15 protein-coding genes are annotated in these 15,778 nt (G+C 70.8%); 8 read left to right on the forward strand and 7 right to left on the reverse strand.

Annotation, left to right across the window (positions count from 1 at the left end; genetic code table 11):
* A complete protein-coding gene (locus M8C13_RS24845) occupies positions 1 to 780 on the reverse strand; it encodes a class I SAM-dependent methyltransferase (protein WP_252483095.1) in 780 nt (259 codons plus the stop codon).
* A 113-nt stretch (positions 781 to 893) separates the two neighbouring features.
* Between M8C13_RS24845 and lysS the strand changes: the two genes are divergently transcribed.
* The gene (gene lysS, locus M8C13_RS24850) at positions 894 to 2,348 is read left to right on the forward strand and encodes a lysine--tRNA ligase (protein ID WP_252483205.1); all 1,455 of its coding nucleotides are present in this window, start codon (positions 894 to 896) and stop codon (positions 2,346 to 2,348) included.
* 136 nt (positions 2,349 to 2,484) lie between these two features.
* Positions 2,485 to 2,850: an Lsr2 family protein gene (locus M8C13_RS24855; protein ID WP_252483096.1), complete on the forward strand. Its 366-nt coding sequence runs from the start codon at positions 2,485 to 2,487 to the stop codon at positions 2,848 to 2,850.
* Between the two features lie 100 nt (positions 2,851 to 2,950).
* Here the strand turns inward: M8C13_RS24855 and M8C13_RS24860 are convergent, their stop codons facing one another.
* Entirely contained in the window at positions 2,951 to 3,796 is an 846-nt protein-coding gene (locus M8C13_RS24860; protein WP_252483097.1) for an iron-siderophore ABC transporter substrate-binding protein, read from the reverse strand.
* 356 nt (positions 3,797 to 4,152) lie between these two features.
* Here M8C13_RS24860 and M8C13_RS24865 point away from each other — a divergent pair, with 356 nt between their 5' ends.
* From M8C13_RS24865 to M8C13_RS24875, 3 genes are read left to right on the forward strand one after another with little or no spacing between them, the layout of a single operon-like run.
* Positions 4,153 to 5,205 (forward strand): iron ABC transporter permease, encoded by a 1,053-nt coding sequence (locus M8C13_RS24865; RefSeq protein ID WP_252483098.1) that lies wholly within the window; start codon positions 4,153 to 4,155, stop codon positions 5,203 to 5,205.
* Positions 5,202 to 6,281, forward strand: a complete 1,080-nt coding sequence (locus M8C13_RS24870; protein WP_252483099.1) for an iron chelate uptake ABC transporter family permease subunit — start codon at positions 5,202 to 5,204, stop codon at positions 6,279 to 6,281. Before M8C13_RS24865 ends, M8C13_RS24870 begins: the two co-directional genes overlap by 4 nt.
* A complete protein-coding gene (locus tag M8C13_RS24875; RefSeq protein WP_252483100.1) occupies positions 6,278 to 7,096 on the forward strand; it encodes an ABC transporter ATP-binding protein in 819 nt (272 codons plus the stop codon). The genes M8C13_RS24870 and M8C13_RS24875 overlap by 4 nt, the downstream gene beginning before the upstream one ends.
* Here M8C13_RS24875 and M8C13_RS24880 read toward each other — a convergent pair.
* Together M8C13_RS24880 and M8C13_RS24885 are read right to left on the reverse strand one after the other, a co-directional pair.
* Positions 7,093 to 7,830, reverse strand: a complete 738-nt coding sequence (locus tag M8C13_RS24880) for a methyltransferase domain-containing protein (protein WP_252483101.1) — start codon at positions 7,828 to 7,830, stop codon at positions 7,093 to 7,095. The genes M8C13_RS24875 and M8C13_RS24880 overlap by 4 nt on opposite strands.
* 17 nt (positions 7,831 to 7,847) lie before the next feature.
* Complete coding sequence (locus M8C13_RS24885; protein ID WP_374213143.1) at positions 7,848 to 8,681, reverse strand: (2Fe-2S)-binding protein; 834 nt, start codon at positions 8,679 to 8,681, stop codon at positions 7,848 to 7,850.
* A 274-nt stretch (positions 8,682 to 8,955) separates the two neighbouring features.
* Here M8C13_RS24885 and M8C13_RS24890 point away from each other — a divergent pair, with 274 nt between their 5' ends.
* The 3 genes from M8C13_RS24890 (at position 8,956) to M8C13_RS24900 (ending at position 13,509) form a co-directional block, all read left to right on the forward strand.
* The gene (locus M8C13_RS24890) at positions 8,956 to 11,508 is read left to right on the forward strand and encodes an ATP-dependent Clp protease ATP-binding subunit (protein ID WP_252483102.1); all 2,553 of its coding nucleotides are present in this window, start codon (positions 8,956 to 8,958) and stop codon (positions 11,506 to 11,508) included.
* A gap of 93 nt (positions 11,509 to 11,601) precedes the next feature.
* Entirely contained in the window at positions 11,602 to 12,663 is a 1,062-nt protein-coding gene (locus tag M8C13_RS24895) for an endonuclease/exonuclease/phosphatase family protein (RefSeq protein ID WP_252483103.1), read from the forward strand.
* A 79-nt stretch (positions 12,664 to 12,742) separates the two neighbouring features.
* Positions 12,743 to 13,509, forward strand: a protein-coding gene (locus M8C13_RS24900) for an IS5 family transposase (protein WP_252483207.1) whose coding sequence is annotated in 2 segments (ribosomal slippage) — positions 12,743 to 13,076 and positions 13,076 to 13,509 — 768 coding nt in all. Because the reading frame shifts where the segments join, the coding sequence is not laid out codon by codon here.
* 24 nt (positions 13,510 to 13,533) lie between these two features.
* Here the strand turns inward: M8C13_RS24900 and M8C13_RS24905 are convergent.
* From M8C13_RS24905 to M8C13_RS24925, 3 genes are all read right to left on the reverse strand, one after another.
* Positions 13,534 to 14,481, reverse strand: coding sequence for a cold-shock protein (locus M8C13_RS24905; protein WP_374213137.1), 948 nt, complete (start codon positions 14,479 to 14,481; stop codon positions 13,534 to 13,536).
* 170 nt (positions 14,482 to 14,651) lie between these two features.
* Positions 14,652 to 15,485, reverse strand: coding sequence for a Sir2 family NAD-dependent protein deacetylase (locus tag M8C13_RS24920; protein ID WP_252483104.1), 834 nt, complete (start codon positions 15,483 to 15,485; stop codon positions 14,652 to 14,654).
* Positions 15,460 to 15,774, reverse strand: a complete 315-nt coding sequence (locus M8C13_RS24925) for an antibiotic biosynthesis monooxygenase (protein ID WP_252483105.1) — start codon at positions 15,772 to 15,774, stop codon at positions 15,460 to 15,462. The genes M8C13_RS24920 and M8C13_RS24925 overlap by 26 nt, the downstream gene beginning before the upstream one ends.
* Positions 15,775 to 15,778: the final 4 nt, after the last annotated feature.

Genomic DNA, 15,778 nt, shown 5'->3' on the forward strand with positions numbered 1-15,778 from the left:
TCACTTGCGCGCCACCGCTCGCGACACCGTGGTCACCAGGGGGAAGTCGAACTCGCCGTGCGCGGTGACCGGGTTGGTCTCCAGGTAGGCGCGGACCCGGCTGAGCAGGGCTTCCTGTTCGGCCGGGGGGCGGACCAGGGTCGGGGAGTGGGTGCTGACGGTGGCGGTCAGCGAAGCCGCGGTGCGAGGCTGTTTGTGGCTGAACTCGCGCAGCTCGTGCGGCTGGAACTCCGGGTGGTCCGGGATGCCGCGGCCGGAGCGGTCGCTGTAGCGGGCGCCCTTCTCGGCCAGGTCGGCGAAGCCGCGGACCCAGTCCACCCGGTCGTCGTCGAGGTTCCACAGCGCGGCCAGCACGCCGCCGGGGGTGAGCACCCTGGCGATCTCCGGCAGGGCCAGGTCCAGGTCGAACCAGTGCAGGGCCTGGCCGACCAGGACCGCGTCCACCCGGCTGTCCGGCAGCGGGATGGCCTCGGCCGAGCCGGGCAGGGCGACCACGCCGCGCAACCGGCGGATGAGCTCCTCGCGCATGGCCGCATCCGGTTCCACCGCGATCACGTCCAGGCCGGCCCGCAGCAGCACCTCGGTCAGCTTTCCGGTGCCCGCGGCCAGGTCCAGCACCCGCAGCGGGCGGCGCCGCGCCACCGGGGCCAGCGCGAAGGTCACCGCGGCCTCCGGGTAGTCGGGGCGGTGGTCGGCGTAGCTCGCGGCCGCGGCGCCGAAGGAGCGGGCCCGGCGCGCGTGTTCGGTAGCGAGCGGATCGCTTTCGGTGAAGTCCGGCACAGCGAGAACCTATCCCGTTCGCATTACTCTCCGGGCACTCCGTAACCTGTGTTGCCGTGACAGAGCAGCCGCAGCACCAGCCCGTAACCAGCGACGACGACCTGCCGGAGCAGATGCGCGTCCGGCGCGAAAAGCGGGAGCGGCTGCTAGCCGAGGGCAAGGTGCCCTATCCGGTCGTGCTGGACCGCACCCACTCCCTCGCGCAGATCCGGGCCGCTTATCCCGATCTTGCGCCGGACACCCCCACCGGCGAAATCGTCGGTGTGACCGGCCGGGTCATGTTCCAGCGGAACACCGGGAAGTTGTGTTTCGCCACCCTGCGCGAGGGCGATGGCGTTGAGCTGCAGGCGATGCTGAGCCTGGACAAGGTGGGCGCGGAAGCGCTGGCCGCGTGGAAGTCCGACGTCGATCTCGGTGATCACGTGTTCGTGCGCGGCGAGGTGGCCACTTCGCGCCGTGGGGAACTGTCGGTCATGGTCACCGAATGGGAACTCGCGGCCAAGACGTTGCGCCCGTTGCCCGTTGCCCACAAGCAGCTCTCCGAAGAGACCAGGGTCCGGCAGCGTTATGTCGACCTGTTGCTCCGGCCGGAGGCGCGGGACGCGGTGCGTATCCGGGCCGGTGTGATGCGTTCGCTGCGCGAGTCCTTCCACCGGCGCACTTTCACCGAAGTCGAGACGCCGATGTTGCAGACGCTGCACGGCGGTGCCAGCGCGCGTCCGTTCACCACCCACTCCAATGCGTTCGACATCGACCTTTACCTGCGGATCGCGCCCGAGCTGTACCTCAAGCGGTGTGTGGTAGGCGGGATCGAGAAGGTCTTCGAGATCAACCGGAACTTCCGGAACGAAGGTTCGGACTCCTCGCACTCACCAGAGTTCGCGATGCTTGAGGCGTACGAGGCCTACGGTTCCTACGACACCATTGGCCAGCTCACCCGGGAGTTGGTGCAGGAAGCCGCGGACGCCGTTTTCGGTAGTCAGACGGTCACGCTCGCGGACGGATCGGAGTACGACCTGTCCGGCGAGTGGACCACGCTGACTATGTACGGATCACTGTCCGAAGCCCTTGGTGAGGAGATCACCCCGGCGACTCCGGTTGAGTTGTTGCGCAAGCACCTGGAATCGCGCGGAGTCGAAGTTCACCCGGCTGCCGGACACGGAAAGTTGGTCGAAGAGCTCTGGGAACACCTGGTCGGCGACCAGCTGCACGCGCCCACCTTCGTGCGTGACTTCCCGGTGGACACCTCCCCGCTGACCAGGGAACACCGCAGCCAGCCCGGGGTCGCGGAGAAGTGGGACCTCTACGTCCGCGGTTTCGAGCTGGCCACCGGATACTCCGAACTCGTCGACCCCGTTATCCAGCGGGAACGTCTGGAAGCGCAGGCCAGGCTGGGCTCCGCGGGCGACGTCGAGGCGATGCGGCTCGACGAGGACTTCCTGCGTGCGCTGGAGTACGGAATGCCGCCCAGTGGCGGTATGGGAATGGGTATTGACCGGCTCTTGATGGCGCTCACCGGCCTCGGTATCCGGGAGACGATCCTGTTCCCGCTAGTCCGGCCGGAATGACGTTCACCACTTTGAGACCCTGTGGCGAGTGTTCCTGATGCGGATTGTGCGCTAATCTCCGCGTAGTCTTCACAGACGAACTACACGCCGGGAGCCTTCGCCGGCAGCCACTGGGGTTTCAGGAAGGAACAAGCGCATGGCGGAGAGAGTCGTCCGAACCCTGGTCGACGACCTGGACGGTTCGGAAGCGGAAGAGACCGTCGAGTTCGCGGTCGACGGTGTGTCCTACGAGATCGACCTTTCCGGGGACAACGCGACGAAGCTGCGGGACGCGCTCGCGTCCTATGTCGCGAGTGCCCGCCGGACCGGCGGTCGTCGGCGCACCTCTTCGGCAGGCGGGCGTTCAGCCGGTGTCGCGGGCCGGGCGGCCGGGCGGGTCGCTTCCGCCGATCGCGAGCAGAACCAGGCGATTCGTGAGTGGGCGCGCAAGCGGGGCATGAAGGTTTCGGACCGGGGCCGCATCCCGGCGGACGTGCTCCAGCAGTTCCACCAGGAGAACTGAACCGGCCGTTAACGGTCACACTTGGATATTTCAATACAGGACGGGACCCGCCACCGGTTTGTAGCCTGCGGCGAGTCCCGTCCTGTGCTATATGGCGTGATCACTTACCGGGATCGACACCGAAAGCCTTCGCCAGGTCGTCCAGCACCACGTGCGCGCCTTGCAGGCTCACCGAGGAGATCCAGGTGGTATCCGAAACATCGTGCACCTGGCCCTTCAGCTGCGCCCACAGCGGATTGGCCTGGAACTTCTCCTTCGCCTTCACCGAGTCGCCCTTGGCATCCGGGAAGGCGGTGACGAACACCTGGTCGGCATCGGCCCGCAGGATGTTCTCCGGGCTCAGCTCGACGAAGATCTGCGCCGCGTTCGGGTCGTTCTGCTCCGCGGGCCGCCCCAGACCGGTGTCCTTGAGCACGATGCCGATGAAGCTGTTCATCGAGTAGGCCCTGGTCGGCCCGTCCACGAACCGGACCACCGAGACCGTCGGCGTCTTGCCCGCCTTGGCCCTGATCGCCGCGCCGACCTTGGCCGCCCGGTCCTCATAGGCCTTGATCTTGGTCTCGGCCAGTTGCTCCTTGCCCAGCGCCTTGCCGGCCAGCCGGATGTTGTCCTTCCAGGTCTTGCCGGTCTCCGCGCTGAACACGGTCGGCTTGCGCGCCGACAGTGCGGCGTAGAGGTTCTCGTGCCGGACCTTGGCGGAGAGGATCAGGTCTGGGTCGGCCACCAGCACCTGCTCCAGCCTGGCCTGCTCCAGCTGGCCGACCGGCTTGGCGTTCTTGGCGTACTTCTCCGCCTCGGCCGCCAGGTAGTCCGGGAACTTGTCCCCGGTGGCCGGGAACTGGGTGTAGGCGGCCAGCTGGGTCTCCAGCGCGAACACCGCGTCCACGTAGGAGCTGTCCAGCGCGGCCACCTTGGCCGGCTGCTTCTCGATGGTGGTCTTGCCCATCGCGTGCTCGATGGTGCGCGGGAACCCGGCGGCCGACCCCCCGGGGGCCGTCGAGCTGGTCTGAGGGCTGCCGCCACCGCCACAGGCGCTGACGAGCAGGGCCGTGACGGCGAGGACGGCCAGCGTTCCAGACCGTGTCCGCCCCGCTCCGCCCGCGCTAGCCGCGCCGATTCGGCCGCTGGCGGCACGGCCGGAGTGCCCGAATACGCCCGGTATGAGGACACTCCGGCCGCGCCCCCAGCGGCCGAATCGATCACGGCTCCCACGGGCGGAGCGGGGCGGACACGGCCTGGGCCTGGTCATAGCGGTCCTTCCATTCGGTTAGGCTTGCCTCAGTAGAGGATAGGAGCCGCAGCATGACCCGTGCCGCGATCGCGCCCGGGTCCGTGGTTCCGGTCCCGGTGCGCAGGCGTCGACGTGTGCTGGGCTTGGCGCTGCTCACCGTGCTGCTGGTGCTCTCGCTGGTGGCCAGTGTCGCCATCGGCGCGAAGCCGGTCCCGCTGGCCGACGTGTGGCATGCGCTGACCGCGCCGACGGGCGCCGAGAACGACCTGATCGTGAACTCGCTGCGCATCCCGCGCACCGTCCTCGGCCTGCTGGTCGGCCTGGCCCTGGGCATCGCGGGCGCGCTGCTGCAGGGCCACACCCGCAACCCGCTGGCCGATCCCGGCCTGCTCGGGGTGAACCAGGGCGCGGCGTTCGCGGTGGTGCTGGCGATCTTCACCTTCGGCCTCACCGACCTGTACAGCTTCGTCTGGTTCGCCTTCGCCGGGGCGCTGCTGGCCACCGTGGTGGTCTTCGCGATCGGCTCCGCGGGCACCAGGGGCCGGGGCGGGCCGACCCCGGTGACGCTGGCCCTCTCCGGCGCGGCGGTCTCGGCCTTCCTGTACGCGCTCAGCTCCGCGCTGATCCTGCTGGACGCGCAGAGCCTGGAGACCTTCCGGTTCTGGCGCAGCGGCTCGCTGGCCGGCCGGGACCCGGAGATCATCCTGCAGGTGCTGCCGTTCCTGCTGGCCGGACTGCTGCTCGCGCTGGTCAACGGGCCCGGCCTGAACGCGATCTCCCTCGGCGACGACGTGGCCCGCTCGCTCGGCCAGCGGATCTGGCTGACCAGGGCGGTGGGCATCGCCGCGGTGACCCTGCTGACCGGGGCCGCGGTCTCGGCCTGCGGGCCGATCGGGTTCGTCGGGCTGATCGTGCCGCACCTGGCCCGCGCCATCACCGGGCCGGACTACCGCTGGCTGCTGCCCTACGCCGGGCTGATCGGCGCGGTGCTGGTGCTGGTCTCCGACGTGCTCGGCCGGGTGCTGGCCAGGCCGGGCGAGCTCCAGGTCGGCATCATGCTGGCGCTGGTCGGCTCGCCGTTCTTCGTGGCGCTGGTGCGCCGCCGGAAGCTGGTGAGCCTGTGACCACCAAGCTCGCGCCGGTGCCCGGCCGTCCCGCACTGCGGCTGGGCGGCGGCTCCTGGACGCTGCGGCTGCGCGCCGCGGCCGTGCCCGTGCTCGGCCTGGCCGCGCTGGTGTTCGTACTGGCGCTCAACCTGACCCTCGGCGACTTCCCGATCAGCCTCGGCGAGGTCTTCGCCGCGCTCTTCGGCGGCGGCGAGGAAGCGCACCGGTTCATCCTGTTCGACCTGCGGCTGCCCAGGGCGCTGACCGGCGCGCTGGTCGGCGCCGCGCTCGGCCTGGCCGGGGCGATCACCCAGTCCATCGCGCGCAACCCGCTGGCCAGCCCGGACCTGCTTGGGGTGAGCGCGGGGGCCGGGGCGGGCGCGGTGGCCGTGGTGATGTTCGGCGGCAGCGCCGGCGGGCTCAGCGGCTACCTGTCCTCGGTCGCGCTGCCGGTGGCCGCGCTGCTCGGCGGCCTGCTCGCCGCGGTGGTGGTCTACCTGCTGGCCTGGCGGCGCGGCATCGAGGGCTTCCGGCTGGTGCTGGTCGGCATCGGCGTGCACGCGGTGCTGTCCAACGTGACCTTCTGGCTGCTCACCCTCTCCGACGTGGCCGACGCAGGCCGGGCCATGGTGTGGCTGACCGGCAGCCTCAACGCCCGCGGCTGGGACCACGTGGTGCCGGTGGCCATCGCGCTGGCGGTGCTGGTCCCGCTCACCCTCTTCGGCGCCCGCACCCTGGGCGCGCTGCAGTTCAACGACGACACCGTGCGCGCGCTCGGCGTGCGGGTCGAGCTGAGCCGCTCGCTGCTGGTGCTGGCCGCGGTCGGGCTGGCCGCGGTGGCCACCGCCTCGGCGGGCCCGGTGGAGTTCGTCGCGCTGGCCGTGCCGCAGATCGCGCTGCGCCTCTCCGGCCTGGCCCAGCCGCCGCTGCTGGCCAGCGCGGTGGTCGGGGCTGCTCTCACGGTCACCGCCGACGTGCTCGCCCGCACCGCCTTCGGCACGGTCGAACTGCCGGTCGGCATCGTCACCGCCGTCCTCGGCGCTCCGTACCTGGTGTTCCTGCTCGTCCGACGCTATCGGGAGGTACGCGGATGACCGCGCTGCCCACAGCCGCCCCAGCGACCCGCCTCGCCGCCAGCGAGCTGACCCTGGCCTACGGCGACAACGTGGTCGTCGACGGCCTGGACTTCGCCGTGCTGGACGGCACCGTGACCGCGGTGATCGGCCCCAACGGCTGCGGCAAGTCCACCCTGCTGCGCGCGCTGGGCCGGCTGATCAGCCCGCAGCGCGGCCACGTGCTGCTGGACGGCAAGCGGATCGACCAGACGCCCACCCGCGAGGTGGCCAAGGTGCTCGGCGTGCTGCCGCAGACCCCGACCGCGCCGGAGGGCCTGACCGTGGCCGACCTGGTCGCCCGCGGCCGCCACCCGCACCAGTCCTGGTACCGGCAGTGGTCCAGCGACGACGAGGGCACGGTGGCCGAGGCGCTGCGGATGACCGGCATGCTGGAGTTCGCCGAACGCACCCTGGACCAGCTCTCCGGCGGGCAGCGCCAGCGCGCCTGGATCTCCATGGCGCTGGCCCAGGGCACCGACCTGCTGCTGCTGGACGAGCCCACCACCTACCTGGACCTGGCCCACCAGGTCGACGTGCTGGACCTGGTGCACCGGCTGCACGCCGAGGCCGGCCGCACCGTGGTGATGGTGCTGCACGACCTCAACCTGGCCGCCCGCTACGCCGACCGCCTGGTCGCCATGCGGGCCGGCAAGATCGTCGCCCAGGGCCCGCCGGCCGAGGTGCTCACCGAGGACCTGCTCCGGGAGGTCTTCGAGCTGGAGGCCAAGGTGATCACGGACCCGGTCGCGGGCACCCCGCTGGTCGTGCCGGTGGGCAGCCGCCACCAGCTCTAACTGGGCCGCAGCACCGCGAGATATTCGTGGTGCTCCCGCAACAGCCCCGGACCTGCCGGTTCGTCCTCGCCGACCACGATCCCGGACAGCGCCAGGCCGGTGCCGGTGAGCAGCAGGCCCAGGTCGGCCGGGGTGTAGCAGCGCAGGGTCTGGGTGAGCTCGCGGTCCGGCTCGGCCACGTCCCACCAGGTGTCGGTCGCGGTGCAGGTGACCGGGTCGAAGCTGGTCCGCTCGCGCAGCTCGTGCCGGTAGCCGCGGGCCGGGTCCGGCAGCAGGTGCTCCTCGTCGCCGTGCCAGCCGGCCCAGACGAACGGGTTGAACACGTCCACCAGCGCCACCCCGCCCGGCCGCAGCCAGCCCGCGATCCTGGTGAGCAGCCTGCGCTGGTCGTCATCGGAGCCGACGCCGAAGCCGTTCCAGTAGCAGACCGCGTCGAACTCACCCGGCAGCTCGACCTCGAAGAAGTCGGCTTGCACGCTGCTCAGCCGCTCGTGGGTCAGCCCGGGCGCGGCGCTGACCCGGTCGCTGACCTCCACCGCGGTCACCGCGTACCCGGCCCGCGCGGTGGCCACCGCGGTCGTGCCGTAGCCCGAGCCCAGTTCCAGCACCCGGCCTGCCGCGGGGCCGTGCGCGCGCAGCAGCCGCACCCGCCGCTGGTCCCGTTCGGTGACCTGCGCGTCGGCCTCGGCCCACCACGCACCGGTCCTGGAGTAGAAGTCCCGCACCCAGTCCACCGGCGCAGTGAACCGCCTCAGGAGTCGGCGAGCACCCGCTTTTCCCGCTCGGCCGCGGACACCCTCGGGCAGGTCGCGCAGGCGGTCTGGCCGTCGAGGGCGAAGTGGAAGCAGCAGCTCTCCCGCCGCCGGGTCCACACCGTGCGGCCCTCGCCGTGCACCGGGTACAGCCGGGACGGCGAGGTGAACGGCTCGATCAGCTCGGGCAGCACCAGCGCGGCCCCGGCCACGCCTGCGCCCTCGTCGCCGAGCATCCGGCCGGTCTGCCACAGCGCGCTGTCCAGCGCGTCCGTGGCCGCGCCCCACAGCATGTGCCTGCCCAGCCGGGTGGTCGGGCCGTAGGCCGCGACGAACTCCCTGGCGTGCCCGGCGAAGCGGGCCCGCAGCACCCCGGCCAGCGCGGCCTCGTCCCGGACCACGGTCGCCTCGGGGGTGCCTGCCGCCGGGTCCTCGGGCAGGCAGACAAAACCGGCAGAAAGCAGCGCGATGCCGTCGGGGTGCGGACGATCACCCGAAAGGCGGAATGCGAGGTCGCCGGGCCGCAGCCAGGGCACCCGGCGGGCGGTGTGGAACAGGATGGCACCCAGGTAGGCGGGCACCTGGAGGTACCAGGCCAGCACGTAGCCCGCGGTGGTGCGGTCCGGAATATTTCCGTCGTAGTGTTCGTTGAGCCAAGTGGCGAGGTCTTTCCGCCACCGGTCGAACTGGGCCGGGTCGGCCAGCAGGTCGGCGCAGACCCGCCAGGAGTCATCCGGAGTCCCGAAGCGCACCGTGACGTGTCCGCGCGAGGTGTCGACACCAGCCAGCGAGGCGGCCAGTGCGCTCGGCGCCAGACGGACGGTCACCAGGATCTCCTCGATCGATGGTCAGGCTTGCCTAACCTAACCTAGGGTGATCAGGTGTTCCGCCATCGGGGTGATCCGGTCGCCAGGCGGCAGTTTGTTCGCGCTCAGCGGACACCGCCGATCCGGTGGAATTGTGTCCACCTCACACTCGTTGTGTCGGTCAGTAGCGAGAGTGTGAGGACGGAAGGAAGAAGTCGGGCCGACTAGAGTGGCCCTACGGTGCCGACCCGGGAGCGAACGCGGGGTCGAGGGCCGCCGGCGCAGCAGTCAGGGAGTGCGAATGTTCGAAAGGTTTACCGACCGCGCGAGGCGGGTGGTTGTCCTGGCCCAGGAGGAAGCCAGGATGTTGAACCACAACTACATTGGCACCGAGCACATCCTTCTGGGCTTGATCCACGAAGGTGAGGGTGTCGCCGCCAAGGCGCTGGAGTCGCTGGGCATCGCCCTTGAAGGCGTGCGCCAGCAGGTCGAAGAGATCATCGGTCAGGGCCAGCAGGCGCCGAGCGGGCACATCCCGTTCACGCCGAGGGCGAAGAAGGTTCTCGAGCTCTCCCTGCGGGAGGCGCTCCAGCTCGGCCACAACTACATCGGCACCGAGCACATCCTGCTCGGCCTGATTCGCGAGGGCGAGGGCGTGGCCGCCCAGGTCCTGGTGAAACTGGGCGCCGACCTGAACCGGGTGCGGCAGCAGGTGCTCCAGCTGCTCTCCGGCTACCAGGGCAAGGAACCCGCCGAGTCCGGCGGCCGCGGCGAGGGCACCCCGTCCTCCTCGCTGGTGCTGGACCAGTTCGGCCGCAACCTCACCTCCTCCGCCCGCGAGGGCAAGCTCGACCCGGTCATCGGGCGCGAGAAGGAGATCGAGCGGGTCATGCAGGTGCTGTCCCGCCGCACCAAGAACAACCCGGTGCTCATCGGTGAGCCCGGCGTCGGCAAGACCGCGGTCGTGGAGGGCCTTGCCCAGCGGATCGTCAAGGGCGAGGTGCCCGAGACGCTCAAGGACAAGCAGCTCTACACCCTCGACCTCGGCTCGCTGGTGGCCGGTTCCCGCTACCGCGGTGACTTCGAGGAGCGCCTGAAGAAGGTGCTCAAGGAGATCCGCACCCGCGGCGACATCATCCTGTTCATCGACGAGATCCACACCCTGGTCGGCGCTGGCGCCGCCGAGGGCGCGATCGACGCGGCCAGCATTCTGAAGCCGATGCTCGCCCGCGGTGAGCTGCAGACCATCGGCGCCACCACGCTGGACGAGTACCGCAAGCACGTTGAGAAGGACCCCGCGCTGGAGCGGCGCTTCCAGCCGATCCAGGTCGGCGAGCCCTCGCTGGAACACACCATCGAGATCCTCAAGGGTCTGCGCGACCGGTACGAGGCGCACCACCGCGTCTCCATCACCGACGGCGCGCTGGTGCAGGCGGCCACCCTGGCCGACCGCTACATCAACGACCGCTTCCTGCCGGACAAGGCGATCGACCTGATCGACGAGGCCGGCGCCCGGATGCGGATCCGCCGGATGACCGCGCCGCCGGACCTGCGCGAGTTCGACGAGAAGATCGCCGACGTGCGCCGGGACAAGGAGTCCGCGATCGACGCGCAGGACTTCGAGCGCGCGGCCAAGCTCCGGGACGCGGAGAAGCAGCTGCTGGGCCAGAAGGCCGAGCGGGAGAAGCAGTGGAAGGCCGGTGACCTCGACGTCGTCGCCGAGGTCGACGAGGAGCAGATCGCCGAGGTGCTGGCGAACTGGACCGGCATCCCCGTCTTCAAGCTCACCGAGGAGGAGACCTCGCGTCTGCTCCGCATGGAGGACGAGCTGCACAAGCGGATCATCGGCCAGTTCGAGGCGGTCAAGTCCGTCTCGCAGGCGATCCGCCGCACCCGCGCCGGTCTGAAGGACCCGAAGCGTCCGTCCGGCTCGTTCATCTTCGCCGGCCCGTCCGGTGTGGGTAAGACCGAGCTGTCCAAGGCGCTGGCCGAGTTCCTCTTCGGCGAGGACGACGCGCTCATCCAGATCGACATGGGCGAGTTCCACGACCGCTACACCGCCTCGCGGCTCTTCGGCGCGCCCCCCGGGTACGTCGGCTACGAGGAGGGCGGTCAGCTCACCGAGAAGGTGCGGCGCAAGCCGTTCTCCGTGGTGCTCTTCGACGAGATCGAGAAGGCGCACCAGGAGGTCTACAACACGCTGCTCCAGGTGCTCGAGGACGGCCGCCTGACCGATGGTCAGGGCCGCACGGTGGACTTCAAGAACACCGTGATCATCTTCACCTCGAACCTCGGCACCCAGGACATCTCCAAGGCCGTCGGCCTCGGCTTCACCGCCAACACCGGCGCCGGCTCGAACTACGACCGGATGAAGCAGAAGGTCAACGACGAGCTGAAGAAGCACTTCCGCCCCGAGTTCCTCAACCGGATCGACGACATCATCGTCTTCCACCAGCTCACCGAGGAACAGATCATCAAGATGGTCGACCTGATGATCAACCGGGTGGAGACCCAGCTCCGCAACAAGGACATGTCGCTGGAGCTCACCCCGGTGGCGAAGAAGCTGCTGGCCAAGCGCGGCTTCGACCCCGTGCTCGGCGCCCGGCCGCTGCGCCGGACGATCCAGCGCGAGATCGAGGACCAGCTGTCGGAGAAGATCCTCTTCGGCGAGATCCAGCCCGGGCAGATCATCATCTGCGATGTCGAGGGCTGGGACGGCGAGGGTCCGGACGACAAGGTGAAGTTCGTCTTCCGCGGCGAGGCCAAGCCGACCCGCGTGCCGGACGCACCGCCCGTCGACCTGGCCGGCTCGGCCGGTGACGAGCCCGAAGCGGGCACCGGCACCAACGGCTGACCAACGCACCACCCGGGAGGGGCAGGCCACTTCGGTGACCTGCCCCTTCCGCATTTCCCCGCCTCGGGCCGGATGTTCAGGCACTCTGGTGGGGTGACCCACTCGCGGATCGAGGCCGACACGACGCCACTGACGCGTCGTGGCGCGCCGCCGCGCCCGCCGGAGCCCGAGGAGCCGAAGCGGCGGCGGCCGGGCGGCAAGCTCGCCGGGGTGCTGCTGTTGCTGGTGGCCGCGCCGGTGGTGGTGCTCAGCGCGCTGCGCGGGGTGGGTTTCGACCAGCAGAAGTACGCCGCCGCGGCGATCGCGCTGACCCCGTACGCGCTGCCGGCGGCCGCGGTGCTGGCGCTGCTCGCGCTGCTGCTCAAGCGCTGGCTGCTGGCCATCGTGCTGGTGCTGTGCACCGTGCTGCTCGGCTTGATCGTGCTGCCCAGGGCGTTCGTGAAGGCCCGGCCGATCGCGGTCGGCACCCAGGTCAGGGTGCTCTCGGTGAACATGTTCTTCGGCCGGGCGGACGCCGCGACCGTGGTCAACCTGGCCAGGGGTGCCAAGGCCGACGTGCTCAACCTGCAGGAGCTGACCCCGGAGGCGGTGGCCGCGCTGGACGCGGCCGGGCTGGGCCAGGAGCTGCCATTCCGGGTGTTCGAGCCGGGCGCGGGCGCCACCGGCACCGGGATCGCCGCCCGGCACCCGCTGACCAGGATCGCGCTCGGCCGCACCCCCGCGCCCGGGGCGTACGCCCAGCCCGCCGCGCTGGTCAACCTGCCGGGCCCGCGCGGCCTGGAGATCATGGCGGTGCACCCGAGGGACCCGGTGGGCCCGAAGGGCGCCGAGTCCTGGCTGCTGGACCTGGGCACGCTGCCCGAACCCCGCACCGAAGGCCCGGCCAGGGTGCTCGCCGGTGACTTCAACGCCACCCTGGACCACTCGCCGCTGCGCCGCCTGCTCGGCCAGGGCTACCAGGACGCCGCCGACCAGGCGGGCGCCGGGCTGACCAGCACCTGGCCGGCCAGGGGCGCGTTCCCGCCGCCGGTGACCCTGGACCACGTGCTGGTGGACAAGCGCTGCCCGGTGGACCGCTTCGACGTCTTCGACGTGGCCGGCAGCGCGCACCGCTCGATCCTGGCCACCCTCACCGTGCCCAGCTCCGGCCCTTAGACCTGGTCTCAAAACTTAAGGGTGTGTCACTGCGTAACCTGCCGGTCCTGGTCGTCGATCGTGGGCAGTCGTGGCGAAGATGACGCAGCAGCGGCGGGTCGAAGACCGGCTCTGGGAGCTGATCGAACCCCTGATCCCGTCCCGACCAGCGCCGCGCGGTCCGGGTGGGCGGCCCCGGATCGATGACCGTGCCGCGTTAGAGGGGATCTTGTTCGTGCTCGACACCGGCTGCCGCCGGCGAGACCTACCCGAGCAGCTCGGATGCGGTTCCGGGCACACCGCGTGGCGGCGGTTACGTGAGCGGCAGGACGCCGGCGTGTGGGACCGGCTGCACCAGCTCGTGCTCGACGAGCTGTCCAACATCGACGAGCTCGACTGGACCAGAGGCTGCATCGACGCGGTGTCGGTGCGGTCGAAAAGGGGGGCGAGCTGACCGGCTGCAGCCCCACTGACCGGGGTAAAGCCGGCTCCAAGTACCACGTTCTGTGCGACGCGAACGGGCTACCGCTGCACATCATGTTGTCGGCGGCAAACACCCACGACAGCATGCTGTTCGAGCCACTGCTGGACACGAACCCGACCGTGCGCGGCCACCACGGCCGGGCGGGCCGGCCACGATGCCGACCGGACAAGCTGCACGCCGACAAGGGCTACGACTACCGCCGCTGCCGCCGCTACCTGACCCGCCGCGGTATCAAGGTCCGTATCGCCCGGCGCGGGATTGAGGGCAAGTCCCGCCTCGGCCAGGTCCGCTGGGTCGTCGAACGCACCATCTCCTGGCTGCTGCGGTTCAAACGCCTCGGGCTGCGCTACGACCGGACCGAACGCACTCTCGTCGGGAAGTGATCAGCCATCGGTGGGGCCGCCTCTTCAGAGGCGTTCGATGCGGTCGGCCTGCGGGCCCCGGTCGCTCTGACGCACCGCGTACCGGACCCGGTCACCCTTCTGCAGCGGCTCCGACCCCATGATCACGGACGCGTGGGCGAAGAGATCGTCGCCGCCTGCGTCCGGGGTGATGAAGCCGAAGCCGCGGTCGCCGTCGTAGCGCGCGACGACGCCCTCGCCGCCTCGTACGGGCACGTCCCGCGCCGCCGGCCCTGCGGCCGCGGCAGGTGCCGACCGCTGCGGCGCCGTCTGGGGCTCGGCGCCCCGGACCAGGTGCACGTCGCGGGCCTGCGGGCCCTTGTCTCCACTAGCCACCTCGTAGGCGACGCGGTCGCCCTCCGCGAGCCACGTCAGCCCCTCGGCCAGGGCCCGGGCGTGAACGAAGACGTCCCCGGCGCCGGAGTCGGGGTTGATGAAGCCGAAGCCCTTGTCCTCGTCGTACCAGGCCACCGTGCCGTCGGCACCGTCCGCGATGCCAGCCGCAGCGGGTGAGCCGGCCCCTGCTCCCAGCGGGATCACGTGCCCGGCCTGCGGGCCGCGCTCGCCTTCGACGATCAGGAAGGCCACCCGCTGCCCCTCGGTGACCACGCCGCCGGTCACGATGGCGGAACTGTGCACGAAGATGTCGGCGCCGCCGCCGTCCGGCGACGCGAAGCCGTACCCCTTGCCCGGCTCGTACCAGTTGACGGTGCCGAGCAGGCCCACGGCGCTGCCGGTGGCCGCATCGGCGGTGACGCGAACGCGCAGCGCCTGGGGCCCGCGGTCGTTCTCGCCGACCTCGAACACGACGGCCTGACCCTCGCGGAGCACTTTCGCGCCGCCGTCCCCGACGATCTCGGAGGCGTGCACGAACACGTCCGGCGAGCCGTCCTCGAGCGCGAGGAAGCCGAAACCTCGTTCGGCGTCGAACCAACGGACGGTCCCCTGCGGCATCAAAGGCTCCAGGTTGAGAGGGCGGGCACTGGCCCCCAGTCTCTCTGACAGACCTCCGGTCCGTCGGGCCGGGCCCACAGGCGGGCGGTGCGGAGCCAGGGGCGGGCCGTTGGTTCACCTAGCGACACGCCGAGTTTTGAGACCAGGTCTTAGTGTCCCGACTCGGGACACTAGATCAGCCGGTCCAGCTCGGTGAGGGCGTCCAGGCAGGTCAGCGGCAGCGAGACCCCTCGGCCGTGCCGGACCTCCGGCTCACGCGGGTTGATCCGGATCAGCCCGCCACCGGCCGCGCTGGCCAGCTCGGCCTGCCTGCGCACGGTGGGCACGGCCTGCCCGGCGCCGATCTCGACCACCACCAGGTTCGCCCCGCGCAGCTCCCGCCGCCAGGCGGTGTAGGCGTCCAGCTGGGACTGGCTGCGATGGCCGACCCAGTCGTAGTCGCCGAACATCAGGATGTTGGGCCTGGCCAGCCCGCCGCAGCCGGGACAGCTCGGCAGCTCGCCGACCGCGCGCATGGTCGCCGGGTCGATCTGCACCGCCAAGCCCTCGGCGGACCAGATGTCGTCGGAGCAGGAACCCGCGCACTGGAGGTGGTGGATCGAGCCGTGGCACTCGGCCACCCGCTCGAACCCGGCCGACTGGAACTGCCCGTCCACGTTGGAGGTGAACACCCACTGCCCGCGCGGCAGCCGCTCACCCCACTTGCGCAGGATGCCGAACCCGGCGTGCGGCACGGTCGAGCGGTACAGCGCCAGCCGGTGCCCGTAGAAGCCCCAGGCCAGCGCCGGGTCCTCGGCGAAGTGCACCGGGTCGGCCAGTTCGGCGAAGCGCAGGCCGAGCGCGGCGTAGGGCGGGTAGGCCCGCCAGAAGCCCGCGTCACCGCGGAAGTCCGGCAGGCCGCTGTCCACACCCATGCCCGCGCCTGCGCACACCAGCAGGGCGTCCGCGCCGCGGAGCAGCTCCGCGGCGCGCGCCAGCTCAGTCCGCGGTGCTGGGTCCGGCACTGAGCACGACCTCGAACTCCAGCAGGCTGGACCCGGTGCCCACCGGCTTGGCCCGCTCACCGGCGTGCGCGGCCTTGGCCGAACCGCCCATCCACGCCTGGAAGTGCTCCTCGGTCTCCCAGCGGGTGTAGACGAAGTAGCGCTCCTCGCCCGCCTTCGGACGGAGCAGCTCGAAGCCGAGGAAGCCCGGCTCCTTCTCCACCGCGCCCAGCCGGGCGGCGAACCGCTTCTCCAGCTCCGCGCCGGACCCGTCCGGCACCTCGATCGCATTGATCTTCACAACGGCCATGCGG

This window comes from Crossiella sp. SN42, assembly GCF_023897065.1.
GTDB lineage: Bacteria > Actinomycetota > Actinomycetes > Mycobacteriales > Pseudonocardiaceae > Crossiella.